The 13,635-nt window shown below is 72.6% G+C and carries 12 protein-coding genes; 3 read left to right on the forward strand and 9 right to left on the reverse strand.

Going from position 1 to position 13,635, the window contains the following annotated elements; translation table 11 throughout:
- Nucleotides 1–50 precede the first annotated feature (50 nt).
- From ABC138_RS08705 to pheA, 3 genes are read left to right on the forward strand one after another with little or no spacing between them, the layout of a single operon-like run.
- On the forward strand, nt 51–1,304 hold the full coding sequence (locus ABC138_RS08705; RefSeq protein ID WP_345913423.1) for a glycosyltransferase 87 family protein: 1,254 nt from the start codon (nt 51–53) through the stop codon (nt 1,302–1,304).
- A complete protein-coding gene (locus ABC138_RS08710; RefSeq protein WP_068425266.1) occupies nt 1,301–1,708 on the forward strand; it encodes a DUF4446 family protein in 408 nt (135 codons plus the stop codon). Before ABC138_RS08705 ends, ABC138_RS08710 begins: the two co-directional genes overlap by 4 nt.
- 20 nt (nt 1,709–1,728) lie before the next feature.
- On the forward strand, nt 1,729–2,661 hold the full coding sequence (gene pheA, locus ABC138_RS08715) for a prephenate dehydratase (RefSeq protein WP_345913424.1): 933 nt from the start codon (nt 1,729–1,731) through the stop codon (nt 2,659–2,661).
- A gap of 27 nt (nt 2,662–2,688) precedes the next feature.
- Here the strand turns inward: pheA and ABC138_RS08720 are convergent, their stop codons facing one another.
- The 9 genes from ABC138_RS08720 to ABC138_RS08760 all read right to left on the reverse strand — a co-directional run bounded on the left by ABC138_RS08720 (nt 2,689) and on the right by ABC138_RS08760 (nt 13,574).
- Complete coding sequence (locus ABC138_RS08720; RefSeq protein WP_345913425.1) at nt 2,689–3,729, reverse strand: glutathione synthetase; 1,041 nt, start codon at nt 3,727–3,729, stop codon at nt 2,689–2,691.
- Nucleotides 3,730–3,772: 43 nt separating this feature from the next.
- A complete protein-coding gene (locus tag ABC138_RS08725) occupies nt 3,773–4,963 on the reverse strand; it encodes a tyrosine/phenylalanine carboxypeptidase domain-containing protein (protein WP_345913426.1) in 1,191 nt (396 codons plus the stop codon).
- Nucleotides 4,960–5,784 (reverse strand): N-formylglutamate amidohydrolase, encoded by an 825-nt coding sequence (locus ABC138_RS08730; RefSeq protein WP_345913427.1) that lies wholly within the window; start codon nt 5,782–5,784, stop codon nt 4,960–4,962. The genes ABC138_RS08725 and ABC138_RS08730 overlap by 4 nt, the downstream gene beginning before the upstream one ends.
- Before the next feature lie 9 nt (nt 5,785–5,793).
- On the reverse strand, nt 5,794–6,720 hold the full coding sequence (locus tag ABC138_RS08735) for an alpha/beta hydrolase (protein ID WP_345913428.1): 927 nt from the start codon (nt 6,718–6,720) through the stop codon (nt 5,794–5,796).
- Between the two features lie 29 nt (nt 6,721–6,749).
- Nucleotides 6,750–7,778: a 1-acyl-sn-glycerol-3-phosphate acyltransferase gene (locus ABC138_RS08740; protein WP_345913429.1), complete on the reverse strand. Its 1,029-nt coding sequence runs from the start codon at nt 7,776–7,778 to the stop codon at nt 6,750–6,752.
- On the reverse strand, nt 7,775–8,596 hold the full coding sequence (locus tag ABC138_RS08745) for a patatin-like phospholipase family protein (RefSeq protein ID WP_345913430.1): 822 nt from the start codon (nt 8,594–8,596) through the stop codon (nt 7,775–7,777). The genes ABC138_RS08740 and ABC138_RS08745 overlap by 4 nt, the downstream gene beginning before the upstream one ends.
- Nucleotides 8,597–8,606: 10 nt before the next feature.
- On the reverse strand, nt 8,607–9,626 hold the full coding sequence (locus ABC138_RS08750; RefSeq protein WP_345913431.1) for a transglutaminase family protein: 1,020 nt from the start codon (nt 9,624–9,626) through the stop codon (nt 8,607–8,609).
- Nucleotides 9,623–12,211, reverse strand: a complete 2,589-nt coding sequence (locus ABC138_RS08755) for a circularly permuted type 2 ATP-grasp protein (protein WP_345913432.1) — start codon at nt 12,209–12,211, stop codon at nt 9,623–9,625. The genes ABC138_RS08750 and ABC138_RS08755 overlap by 4 nt, the downstream gene beginning before the upstream one ends.
- 145 nt (nt 12,212–12,356) lie before the next feature.
- The gene (locus ABC138_RS08760; protein WP_345913433.1) at nt 12,357–13,574 is read right to left on the reverse strand and encodes an endonuclease/exonuclease/phosphatase family protein; all 1,218 of its coding nucleotides are present in this window, start codon (nt 13,572–13,574) and stop codon (nt 12,357–12,359) included.
- Between the last annotated feature and the right edge of the window lie 61 nt (nt 13,575–13,635).

A 13,635-nucleotide genomic window follows, 5' to 3' on the forward strand; every position in this document is an offset into this window, starting at 1 on the left:
CCACCGTAGTGATGGGCCGACGCGGATCCGCGTCGGACACAATGGAGGCCATGACCCGAGTGAGCCGCCCGCACCTGCTGCTCGGGGTGGTGCTCTTCGTGCTGGTCGCGGCCTGGCCGGTCGCGAAGTTCCTCTTCCTCTTCCCGCAGGACCAGTGGCAGGTCGACGTGCAGGTCTACCGCGAGGGCGGCCTGTCGGTGCTCCAGGGGCGCCCGATCTACGCGCAGATGACGCAGCCACCGCAGCTGCTCCCCTTCACCTACCCGCCGATCGCGGCCTTCCTGTCGGTGCCCCTCGCGCTCGTCCCCTTCCCCGTCGCGGCGTGGGGGTGGACGATCACCCAGCTCCTCGCGAACGTCGCGATCACGTGGATCGCCTGGTACCGGCTCCGCGAGCGCGTGGGCCGGTGGGCGCCCGTGCTCGTCGGCGTCGTCGCCGCCGGGTTCCTGTGGACGCAGCCGGTCGGCGACGGGATCCGCTTCGCGCAGGTCAACGCCTTCCTCGTGCTGATGATCCTGCTCGACCTGCAGCGGCCGCGGCACCGCTGGCTGATGCAGGTCCCGCCGGGGATGCTCGTCGGGATGGCCATGGCCATCAAGCTCACGCCGGGCGTCTTCGTCATCCACTACCTCCTCAACAAGCGGTGGCGCGAGGCCGGGTGGGCGATCGGGACGGCGACCTTCGTCTCGGTCGCGGCGTGGCTCGTGCTGCCGCAGGCCTCCTTCGCCTTCTGGGGCGGCGCGCTCTCCGACCCGACCCGTCTGGGACCCAACGACGGCTCGGCCAACCAGGCCTTCCGCGCGACGCTCCTGCGGCGCGGCCTCGAGGGCACCGAGCTCACCCTCGCGTGGGCACCGTGGCTGCTCGTCATGGGCGCGCTCGTCTTCTGGGTCGGCCACCGCGCGTACCGGCAGGGTGACTGGGTGGCCGAGGCCGCGGCGATCGGGCTCGCCGGGTTCCTCCTCTCGCCCGTCTCCTGGGTGCACCACCTGCACTGGATCATGGTCATCGTCCCGGCGATCCTCGGCGTCTCGGTGCTGCGGGCCCGCCCGGACGTGCGACGGGTCGCGGCCGCGGCCGTCGTCGTCGCGTGGTTCGTCTGCACGATGCCGTTCTGGGGGGTGCTCTGGAAGCGCGAAGGGCGCTCCCCCGCCTGGGTCGGCGACCTCCTCGTCGAGGGCAATGTCATCGGCAGCGTCGTCGTCCTCGCCCTCCTCGGCTGGGCGGTGCTGCGCACCGACCGCGAGCGCGCCCACGAGACGCCGGTCGACGGGCCCGACCCAGCCCCTAGGGTGACCGCATGAGTGCCGTCGAGATCGCGCTGCTGGGCGGGCTCGCGCTCGCCCTGCTGTGCGTCGTCGTGCTCCTCGCCGGGGTGCGCCGCCTCACCGAACGGGTCGTGATGCTCGAGCAGCGCGCGCCCGTCGGCGAGGGTGACCTCGTCGCCCTTCGTCACGAGCTCGCCCAGGCGCTGCGGCACGTGGCCGTCGTGCGCTACGACGCCTTCGGCGACATGGGCGGGCGGCTGAGCTTCTCCGCCGCGGTCGTCGACGACACCGGCGACGGCTTCGTCCTCAGCAGCATCCACGGCCGCGGGGAGTCCCGCACCTACGCCAAGGGCGTCGTCGGCGGCGACGCCGACGCCACCCTCACCCCCGAGGAGCGTCAGGCGCTCGCGGCGGCCCGCACCGGGTCTCCGGACGCCTGACCCCGACCACTGGAGGAGTCATGACCCGCTACGCCTACCTCGGACCCGAGGGCACCTTCACGCAGCAGGCGCTGCTGTCGTGGGTGGCCGACGCCGCCCACGAGCAGGTGCCGCTCGGGTCGGTCGACGCGGCGCTCGACGCGCTGCGCGCCGGCGACGTCGACGCGGCGGTCGTGCCCATCGAGAACAGCGTCGAAGGGGGTGTCTCGGCCACCCTCGACGCCCTCGCCTCGGGCGACCCGCTCGTCGTCGTCGGCGAGGTGCTCGTGCCGATCACCTTCGTCGCGTGCGCGCGACCGGGCACGGACCTGGGCCGGGTCCGGGCGATCGGCACGCACAGCCACGCGTGGGCGCAGGTGCGCGGGTGGGCCGGCAAGGAGGCACCGCAGGCGATCTACGTGCCGACGCTCTCGACCGCCTCCGCGGCCAAGGACCTCGCCGAGCACCCGGACGACCTCGGCTACGACGTCGCGGTGTGCGCCCTGATCGCTGCGGAGCACTTCGGGCTCGAGGTGCTGGCGCACGACATCGGTGACATGACCAACGCCGTCACCCGGTTCGTCGTCGTGGCGCGGCCGGACTGGCTGCCCGCCCCGACCGGCCGCGACAAGACGACTGTCGTGCTCTACCAGCGCGCCGACCGGGCCGGGGGCCTGCTCGAGCTGCTCGAGCAGTTCGCGGTGCGGGGCATCAACATGACGCGGCTGGAGTCCCGCCCGACGAAGAAGTCGATGGGCTCCTACTGCTTCTCGATCGACCTCGAGGGGCACGTGCAGGACGAGCGGGTCGGTGCCGCGCTGATGAGCCTGCACCGGGTCTGCGCGGACGTGCGCTTCCTCGGCTCCTACCCGGCGGCCGCGGATACCCCGATCACGGTCGACCCGATCACGAGCGACGCCGCCTTCGTCGCCGCCCGTGACTGGCTCGACCGGTTGCGGCGGCTCGGCGACTGAGGCCGGCGGCCGCCCGGAGGGCGACGCTCAGAGCGTCGCCAGGCGGGTGTTGGCGATGTCCGCGTAGTACTTGCCGACGGCGACCTTGCGCTCGAGGTCGGCGATGACCGCCGGCACGAAGTCGATGCCGTACAGCTGCTCGCACGAGCCGAACCCGCCGGGGCTGAAGACGTTGACCTCCATGAGCTTGTCGCCGACGATGTCGAGCCCGACGAGGAACATGCCGTCGGCGATGAGCTTGGGCCGCACCGCCTCCACGAGGTCGCGCATGGCGGGGGTGATCGTCACCTTCACGGCCTTGCCGCCCGCCGACATGTTCGAGCGCAGGTCCTTGCTCGTGCTCCTGCGGCGGAAGGCGGCGACCTGCCCGTCGACCTCGAGCGGGCGGCCGTTCATGACGAACATGCGCACGTCGCCGTCCTTGGCCTCGGGCAGGTACTCCTGGGCGACGACGTAGCCGTCACGGGCGATCGCCTCGATGATCTGGCTGAGGTTGGGCGACTCCTTGCGGTCGACGAGGAAGACGCCGCTGCCCCCGGAGCCCTGCAGGGGCTTGAGCACGGCCCGGCCGCCGAGGTCGCCGACGAACTTCTCGATGAGCGCCTCGTCGCGGGAGATCAGGGTCTTGGGCCGCACGATCTCCGGGAAGTGCTGGAAGTAGGCCTTGGAGAGCGCGTTGGCCAGGGAGGTGGGGTCGTTGACGACGAGGACGCCGGCGGCCGCGAAGAGCTGGCCGAAGGCCACGCCCGCGTTGCCCGCCCACGGCTTGTCCTCGGCGTCGTCGGCCGGGTCGAAGCGCAACATGACGACGTCGAACTCGTCGATGCGCATCTGCTCCTCGATCTTGGGCTTCTGCACGTCCGCGAGGAAGCGCTCGAGCGACTTGTAGGTCTTCGCCGCCCCGGTGCGGGCGCGCGCCGAGAGGGAGCCGTCGGGCTCGTAGGCGAAGTCACCGAGCCCCATGAGGTAGGCCTCGTGGCCCATCGCGTGGGCGGTCATCGCCAGGCGGGTGGTGGTGTAGTACGGCTCCTCGGTGAGGACGTCGTTGACGACGAATCCGATCTTCATGCGGGCTTCTCCTTGGATCAGATGGGGGACGAAGGGGGGCGGCTCAGGCGCGGGCGCTCGGGGGCAGCAGCCGGGTGACGTCGTCGGAGCACTCGGCGGCGGCCGCGAGCCGGTCCGCCGTCGCGGGGTCGTCGAGCCACCGCGGCAGGATCCGCGGGGGGTTGAGGATCCCGGCCTCGTCGAGCGAGTCGATGAGCGGCAGGTCGTCGAGCGAGAACTTGCCGAGCCACAGGCGATCGAGGGTGCCGCCGCCCCTCAGGTGGTCCAGCAGGTCGACGAGGCCGCGCAGGTAGATGGCGTCCTTGGTCAGCCCCCCGGAGCGGTAGGCGCGCATCGTCGTGGTGAAGGCGCTGGCCTCGGGGAACCCGGCGTCGACGAGTCCCTCCCACGCCTCGACGAAGGAGGAGCCCCCCGTCATCCGGTGGACGGTGACGACCCGGGCCGCGAGCTGCCGCAGCCGGAAGGGGGTCAGGCCGCCGCACCCGATCTCGGCAAGCACCGCCAGCCCCTCCTGGGTCTCGTCGTAGCCGGCGAGGCCGGTGCCGAGCACCTGGATGGGCTGGGCCGAGCCGTTGACCTGCGTGACGAGGTGGGTGCCGACCTCGTGCTGGAGGAGGGCGTCGGCCCGCGCCCGCTGGACGGTCGCGTCGGGGTCGATGAGCAGGGTGTTGCCGGAGACGACCACGCCGTTGACGTCGTCACGGACCTCTGCGTGGATGTCGATGCCGGGGTCGATCCCCGTGTAGTGGTCGATCTCCGCCTGGGCCAGCCCGTGGAACTCCTCGGCGGTGACCCCCTCCCCCTTCGTCTCGGGGGTGGGGACGGCGGCGAGGATGTTCTCCGCCTGCTCCCGCAGGCGGGGGGAGGTCCCGCCGTAGAGCTCGGTGCTCAGCTGGCGGAAGACGTCGCTGTCCCGTGCCATGAGCATGTCGATCTGCAGCAGCAGCTCACGGTGCTTGGCCCGCAGGAGGGACGCGAGCGTGGTGTCCTCGACCTGGCTGACGTCGATGTTGGTGACGACCTGCTTGAGGACCTCCTGGTCGGCCTCGAGCTCGCGGTAGACGAAGCGCGGCTCGCTCACCCTCCCGGCGACGAACTCGGCCTTGATGTCGTCGGCGTTGACGGGGGTGACGTCGAGCAGGAAGCGCATCGACCCCGACATCTGGGCGAGGGCGTGGTCGATCGCGAGGTCGTTGACGCTGACCCTGCGCAGCGCCGCAGCGTCCTCGCTCATGCCGTGGCCCCCTCGGTCAGCCGCTCCAGCGCCGCCAGGACCGGGCCCCGGGTGGCGGCGAGGGCCGCGGCGATCGCCGCGATGCGCTCGTCGTCGGGCTCGCCGGTCCACTCGTCCATGTAGGTCTTCTTGAACTCGATGGCCAGCACGACGGCCTGGTCGGGGTAGCGCGCGTGCGCCCACTGCGCGATACCGCGCCCGCGGAACTTGACGTTCTCGCGCACGTCGAGCCGTCCGCCGGACAGCTCGACGTGCTCCATGAAGGTGTCGACGACGCTGCCCCACCGCTCCCGGTCGAGGCTGCCGGTGCCGACGTTGACGTCGGGGTTGTCCTCCTGCGTGCCCGGTGCGGCGTCGGCACCGTCACGACGGTGGTTGTAGGAGTGGACGTCGTAGACGACGAAGGGGCCGCGGGCCGCGATCTCGTCGAAGCGACGCCCCAGCTCGTCGTACACCTCGTCGAAGACCTCCAGCGAGCGCTCGGCGATGTCGTCGGGGAGCCGGCCGCCGCGCCACATGTCGAGCCCCCAGGCGTCCTCGGGCTCGCGGTAGACCGCCTCCTCGCGGACCCGGTTGAGGTCGGTCTCGAAGCGCGACCGGTGCACGACGAGACGAGCCGGCAGCCGCTCGATGAAGCGGTCGGTGAAGGGGTCCTCCTCGCGGAGCCGGACCTCCTCGTCGAGGACCATCTGCTCGTGGACCTCGGGTCGCAGGTCGTGGCCGGCGTGGACGGCGGTGGCGACGAGCTGGCCGCTCCAGTCGCCGTCGACGGAGAGCACGGGGAGATCGTGGGTGGCCTGCGGAGCGCGGGTTTCGGACATGCTTGTTGTCTACAGCATGGGAGCCCGCGGGGAAGAACCGTCGCACGCGCCCTCGCACCAGTCGAGCAGCCGCGCCATGAGCGCCGCCGACTCGGGCAGCCGGGGGTCGGAGAGGTAGGAGTGCCACAGCCCCTCGGCGAGCACGAGGTCCGCCTCCCCGCCGGCGGCCCGCCAGGCCGTGTGGATCCGGGCGGTGTCGGACAGGAAGAGGTCGCGCGTGCCGGTCGTGAAGATCGCCGGCGGCAGCGCCCCACCCGACCAGTCGGCGTGCACGGGTGAGACGAGCGGGTCGCGCAGGTCCGCGTCGCCGGCGTAGGCCCGGGCGAACCGCTCCTGCTGCCCCCGCCACCGGATGTAGGCGTCGCGGCCCTCGTTGACCCGGTGGCTGTCGCCCTCTCCCGCCAGGTCCCCGAAGGGGGTCAGCGCCACCATCCCGAGCGGCAACGGCGGTCCGTCACCGGCCGCACGCAGCTCCCGGATGCGTTGCAGCACACCGAGCGCGAGGTTGGCGCCGGCCGAGACGCCGCCGAGCACGACCCTCGGGCCGCGCTCCTCCACCCCGGCCACGTAGGCCTCGAGGCAGACGTCGATGGCGACGGGGAAGCGCGCCTCGGGAGCGAGCGGGTACTCGACCGAGACGACCGGTCGGCCGAGCCCGGCGGCCAGCCGCAGCCCGGTCCCGTCACGCGCCGAGCCCCAGCAGAACCCGCCGCCGTGGACCCACAGCACCCACGTGTCGTCGCTCGCACCCGGCGTCGCCATGACGAGGTGCCCCCGCGCATCACGTCGCGTCCCGACACCCAGCCCGGCCCGGTCCACCTCGAACCCGGCGAGGCGCTGCTTCGCCCCCTTCGCCCGCAGCCACCGGGTGGTCCGCGGCGTGAGCGGCCACCGGTGGACCCGGTTGTCCGCCTCGGCCGCGGCCGCGACCGCCACGGCACTCACCGTGGGCGGGAACCACGCCCTCACAGGTGCTCCCGCCCGCTCACGTGCGTGTCGACCCAGTGGTTGACCTGGCCCCACTGCCGCTCGAGCCAGACCGCGACCTCGTCCGGGTCCGTCGGCACGTCCTCGCTGCCGAAGGTGCGGCCGCGGAGGAGCAGCCGGTTGCGGAAGGGCACGGCCCGCACGACCGCGGCCGGCCCGGAGATCATGTCGAGCCCGGTGTGGGCGATGACCATGACGTCGGCCTCGGGGGCGCGCTCGCGGATGGCGGCGACGCCGCGGGAGCGGGCCTCGAGGACCCAGGGGCGGGCGACGGCGGTGGCGAGCCGCTCGGCCTCGCCGCGGGCCTTGAGCTGACGCACCTGCACCTCGTGCCGCTCCCGGGTCCAGTTGCGACCCTCCGGGAAGATCAGCATCGCGTCCTTGGCGGTGAGCGTCGCGGCGAGCTCGGCGACGCCACGCGCCCGGTCGTCACCGGCACCGGAGCGCGAGGGCACGAAGTAGGAGTCGAGCCGCTGCAGCACCATCGCGATGCCCGGGTCCCACAGCATCGCGTCGGCGAGGACGACCCGGGGGATGCGCCCGGCGGTCGAGGCGAGCAGCCAGGCGATGGCGAGCGAGTCGGCCGGGCCGGCGTGCCGGGAGATGACGACGAGCGGGTGGCCGGGACGGCCGACGGTCAGCTCCCCCTCGATCTCGACGTGGAACCCGACGACCCGCCGGGCCGTGAAGAGCACGTGGTCGAGCGCCCGCTGGATGAGCTCGAGGTGGTCCGCGTCCCACGTGGGGCTCGTCCCCCGCGGGGAGCGCAGGCGCAGGTACCAGCACTCGACGACCAGCCCGATGTCCTCCCACATGACGTAGAGCGCGAGGAAGAGGCAGCGCAGGAGCGCCAGCCGCCGGTCCCACGGCCACAGCAGGAGCAGGAAGGGGGTGATGACGACGAAGAGCAGGGACACGACGATGCCGACGAACGGGTAGAGCGCCTGCAGGACCAGCCGCAGCCACATCGGCGGAGCGGGCAGCGAGGGCAGCGCCGAGATCCTCACGCCAGGCCCTCGAGGTAGCCGGTCGTCGCCTCGAAGGCCCGGGCCATGCGGTCCTCGACCTTGGCCACCGACCCCTGCCCGAGCAGGGAGGCGGTCGGCGTCCGGTCCACGCCGCTCGGCAGCACGTGCAGGCGCACCGAGTCGGGCACCTCCGCGATCTCCTCGACGAAGCGGTGCCGACGCGCGATCTCGAAGGCCACGAGCCCGACGTCGAGCGGGTTGGTCGGCGCGAGGAGCGGCTGCTCGACCCGTCCGACCTGGAGCACGTGGATGTCGGTGGCGCCCAGGGCCATCGCCCGCCCCACGGGGATCGAGTGCACGAGCCCGCCGTCGTAGTAGTGCGCGCCGTCGATCTGGACGGGCGGGAAGAGACCGGGCACCGCGCAGCTCGCGGCCACGGCCGGCCCGATCCGGCCGGACGTGAACCACCGCGACGCCGAGCTCTCGATCTCCGCGGCGACGCACTGGAAGGGCACCGGTAGGTCCTCGATGAGGTCGACCCCCAGGTGCCGCTCCACGAGGTCCGCGATGAGCCCGCGCCGCATGACGTGCGTGCGGTGCCTCGCGAAGCGCGCGGCCTGCCGCACGGGGTTCTCGCTCATCTCCCCCGAGCTGACGACATCGCGCCACAGGCCCTCGAGCCGCTCGACGCCCTCGGCGGTCGGGTCGGCGGCGATGAAGGCACCGTTGACGGAGCCGATGCTCGTGCCGACGACGAGGTCGGGCGTGATGTCCGCGGCGAGCAGCGCGCGCAGCATGCCCACCTGGGTCGCTCCGAGGACGCCACCGCCACCGAGGACGAAGGCAGTCACGGGCATGGTCGTCAGGTTACTGCGGGGTCGTCCCGGCGCGCGGGTCCGACCCGTCCTGGGGGATGACGTCGACGCCGACCTTGAGGCTGGACCCACCCCCTTCGCCGAAGATCACGCCCTTGAGCGGCGAGACGTCGCGGAAGTCCCGTCCCCAGCCGGTGACGATGTAGCGCGAGTCGGCGAAGTGGTTGTTGGTCGGGTCGAGGTCGACCCAGTCGCCGTCGGGGGTCATCGCCGCGACCCACGCGTGCGAGGCGTCCGAGCCCTGCAGCTTGACCTTGCCCGGCGCCGGCCGGGTCTCGATGTAGCCCGAGACGTAGCGGCCGGGGATGCCGACGGCGCGCAGGCAGCCGGCGGCGAGGTGGGCGAAGTCCTGGCAGACGCCCTCGCGCTGGGCGAGCAGCTCCGGCAGCGTGGTCTTCACGCTCGTCGTGCCCTTGGCGTACGTGAAGTCGCGGTAGATGTCGGAGTACAGCGCGACGAGGGCCTCGCCGAAGGGCCGGTCCGGGGGCAGGATGCCGGCCGAGTAGGCGATGACCTCGGGTGCGATCTCGACGAGCGCCGACGGCAGCAGGTACTGCGCCGCCTCGGCCCGGTCGATCCCCTCGCCGGCGTCGACGAGCTCGGCGACCTCCGCGACCGTCCACGCGTCCAGCCGGTCCATGTCCGGCGGCGGCCACTCGATCTCCATGAGGCTGCGCTTGTACACGTCGAGCACGGTGTGCGGCGTGCGCACCTCGTAGAAGCTCGAGTGGTTGCCGAAGTGGTCGACGTGCTCGGTGTGGATGTGCGGCTCGGGCACGATCTCGACGGAGTGCTCGACGACCCGCTGCTGCGCGGTCTCCCGCGGCCGCAGCAGCGCCCGGCCGAAGGAGTCGGTGACGTACTCCTCGTACGTGTACGTCGTGCGGTGGCGCACCTCGTACCGACGAAGGGTGTGGTGCTCCGGCTTGATGACGGGGACCAGCGGGTTGCCGGTGGCGACCGGCTCGGGGGCCGGCGGGTGCGGGGGGACAGAGGTGTTGTCGATGCTCACCAGGACTCCTCCCCACCGTTCCACTGGACCCACTGGACATTGCGTCCGGGGGTCTTGCGGCTGAAGTACGAGGCGTCGATCGTGCGGTGGATCGTGCGCAGGTCGTTGCCGAGCCGGGTGAGTGCCTCACCGAGGGGCGCGCGGGCGTCGGCGAAGAGCTCGTCGAGGTCGAGGGCCGCGATCCGCTCCGTCAGCTCGCGCGCCAGCGGCAGCGCGTCCTCGTCGTCGATGAGGTCGAGGGCCTCGACGAGCCGCTCGACCTGGAAGGCGACCGAGCGCGGGTTGGTGACGTCCCGCAGGAGCAGGTCGACGGCGGCCTGGAGCGAGGACAGGCTCCCGAGGCCACCGGTGAGCCGGCGCCGGTAGGTGATGACGGACTCTGCGGCCATGAGCGCGGCCTCGGTCGTCGTGCCCTCGACGACGGGCGCGCGCTCGACGGCGAGCACGCTGGAGAGCAGCCGGATCGTCTGCTGGGCGCGCTCGACCCGCTTGCCGGCGTCGGTGAAGGCCCAGGCGGGGTCGCGGATGAGCGACTCGATCCCGATGCCCGCGAGCGCGAGCAGGCCCTCGATGGTCTCCATGAGCAGTTCCTGCAGGTCGTCCTGCGGGACGGCGTGCTGGAGGGTGCGCTCGAGGCGCGACATGACCAGCCAGGTGTCGAGCGAGAGGCTCTCGCGCACGGCCTGGGCGGCGATGACGGCGCGGTGGGTGCTGTAGGCGACCGACCCGACGACCCGCGGCTCGAGCGTGAGCTCGCGCAGGTACGGCAGCGGGTCCTCGCGGCGAGCCGCGGCGCCCTCGCCCTGGAACCCGGGCGAGACCGACATGACCTCGGTGACGGCGTCGAGGATCGCGAGCATCGCGGTGTGGCCGGTCGTCCCCGGCCGGGCCGCGTGGTCGTCGACGAGGTTGTCGGCGACGCGCAGCAGCCGGGCAGCGGCCTCGGCCCGCTCGGCGTAGCGGCCCATCCAGTACAGGTCGGCGGCGACGCGCGGTGCCGGGGCGGCGTAGCCGCTCGCCGTCCCGCCATGGACGCTGGGGAAGGTGAGGACCTCCCCTTCGCGCGGCGCGTCGGGGTCCGCGCGGACCCACACGTCCTTGCTCATCGCCCCGCTGATGCTCGAGATCGCCCCGGAGTCGGGGCGCACGGCGACCCGGGCGAGACCACCGGGCATGACCGCGTAGTCGTCCTCGTCGGCGACGGCGAAGGTGCGCAGCACGACACTGCGCGGCTCGAGCCCGCCGGCCGTGACCACGGGGGCGGTCGACATCGTCAGCGGGTCCTGCGCCGTCCACCGCCACGGCTCCGCCTGGATGCGCATCGCGAGGTCGTCGCGCTCCTGCGCGCTCAGCTCCCAGCCGAAGATCGAGTTGGTGTTGCCCTGGCGCGAGGCGGGCTTGACGACGAGGCTGGAGAGCTGGGTGACGATGTGGCTGAGGTGCGTCGGCTCGCCGGCCCACCACGTCTGCGTCGAGGCGAGCGAGAGGTCCTCGCCGAGGACGTGCCGGCAGATCTGCGGCAGGTACGGGATGAGGGCAGGGTTCTCCAGGACGCCGGAGGAGACGGGGTTGACGATCGAGACGTTGCCGAGGCGGGCGGCCTCGACCATGCCCGGCAGCCCGAGCCGGGAGTCGCCGCGCAGGTCGAGCTGGTCGACTGCGTCGCCCTCGACCCGGCGCATGATGACGTCGACCGGGGTGAGCCCGGAGGTCGTGCGCATCCAGATCCGGCCGTCCCGGCTCACGAGGTCCTCGGACTCGACGACGGGCACGCCGAGGACCGTGGACTGGAGGGCCTCGTCGAAGGCGGCGTCGCTGAGCGCGCCCGGCGTGAGGATGACGATCCGGGGCACGTCGTCGGTCTCGGGGGCCGCCGCGACGAGCGCCTTGTGCACCTGGAAGAAGAAGCCGCGCAGCCTGGCGAGATCGACCTCGCGGTGCAGGTCGGGCAGGACCCGGGCGGTGATCCGCCGGTTGGCCATGGCGAAGCCCGCGCCGCTCGGTGCCTGCGTCCGGTCGGCGAAGACCCGCCAGGTGCCGTTGCGGTCGCGGGCCAGGTCCATCGCCGGCATGACGAGCTGGCGCGGTCCGGGGACGCGGATCCCGTCGGCCTGCGGCAACCACCCGTCGTGGCCGAAGACCGCGGCGCCCGGCAGGATGCCGTGGCGCACGAGCCGCTGCTCGCCGCTGAGGTCGGTGAGCACCTCGTCGAGGAGGGCGGAGCGCTGCCTGACGCCCTGCTCCAGCCGCGCCCACTCGGCCGGGCCGAAGGTCAGCGGGAGCGGGTCGAGCTCCCACTCGCGCGGCTCGGTCGGGACCTGCGGCCCCTCGGCGGCGTCGCTGCCCTCCGCGGGGACCCCGGCGCCGTAGGTGATGCCGTCGTCGGCGACGAAGCGGCGGGCGGCCGCGCGGGCGGCGAGCAGCGCGGGCAGCCCGGCCCCGGCGAGCTGGTCCGCGAGCGGCTGCGCGGCCTCGCGGACCCCGTCGAGGGTGACGAGCTCGTCCACCCCTTCGCTGCTCGTGACGACCTCGCGGTAGTCGTCGAGCAGCGTGGAGGGATCGTCACCGACGGCCGCAGCTGACATGTTGCGACACTAACGCGCCCGCCTGTCCGCCCCCGAACCCCATGCGCCCCAGGTTTATCGGGTCACCCGATAAACCTCGCCTTCGCAAGAGTTTCAAACTCTTGCGAAGGCGAGGAAAGTCTTGCTCAGCTGCGGACGAAGGGGGTCAGCGTCGCGTCCCGCTCCCCGCGACCTTCACGTCCGCCCAGACGAGCCGGTGGTCGCTCGTCGGGAAGGGGTAGGTGCCGGTCAGGCGGTGCAGCGGGCTGTCGCTCGTGGGCCAGAAGACCCCGGAGTCGCGGATCGGCAGGTTGCGGCTCGGCAGCACGTAGTCCACCCGGAGGTTGCCCGGCGGCTCGGCGAAGTCGGCCGTGTCCTGGGCCGGGTCGCCGACGTGCTCGGCGTTGATCCCGCCCTGGGTCTCGCTGGCCTCGACGCCACCCGCGCTCGTCGGGGTGTGCGAGGTGTTGACGCGCGGGTTGTCGAGGACCTGGTGGATGGCGCCGTCCGTGCTGTCGCCGTCGTTCGGGTCGGCGTTCTGGTCGCCGGCGATGACGAAGCGCGCGTCGCGCGCCAGCCCGCCCCGGCCCCCTTCGTCGTCGTGGATGTACGAGGCGGTCCGCCCACCCGTGACGTAGTCGCCCCAGAAGCGGATCTCGTCCGCGTTGCGCCGACCGTTGCGGTCCTCGGGACCGTCGAAGGTGGGCGGCGTCGGGTGGCTCACGAGGAAGTGCACGTCCTTGCGGCCGATCTCGATCGGCAGGTCCCAGTGGCTCTTGGAGCTCAGCCGCAGGTCGGCCTGCTCGGCCGGCGAGTAGTAGTCCGTGGGGATGCGGTTGCCCGGCATGTCGGCGCAGCGGAACTCCTGGAAGGTCCGCACGCGGTCGAGGTCGATCGGGTACTTGCTGTAGACGACCATGCCGTACTGCCCCGGGAAGAGCCCGAAGCCGAACGCGTCGTCGCCCCCGCCGACCCGGCCGTCGTCGTTGAGGTCGTGGCCGCTCGGCACGCCCGTGTTGCTCGGGGCGATGTAGTGGTACGGGTACGCGATGGGGTCCGCACCGCGCTGGCCGACCGCGAGGTAGTTGTCGCGGAAGAGCTCGGCGGCCTCCGGCGAGTAGTCGAACTCGTTGACGAGCACCACGTCCGGGTCCGCGCGCTGGATCGTCTCGGCGACGTTGCGGGCCTGGACGTCGTCGGGTGTCGAGAGGTCGTTGACGAGCTGGCCCTCGGTGGCGCGGTTGAGCGAGGCGTTGAAGGTCGCGAAGCGCACGGTCTGGGTGCCGGGACCCCCCTTCGCCTGAGGGGTGGCGGTGGCGGGAGCGGCGGTCGCGGCCAGTGCGGCGACACCGAGGAGGGCGGCGTACCCCTTGAGTCGAGTCATGCGCCCGACGCTAGGCGCGAAGGGAGAACACCGCCTGACGTCCGCGCGAACAGTGCATCGC

The organism is Janibacter sp. LM (assembly GCF_039631275.1).
Classification (GTDB): Bacteria; Actinomycetota; Actinomycetes; order Actinomycetales; family Dermatophilaceae; genus Janibacter; species Janibacter terrae.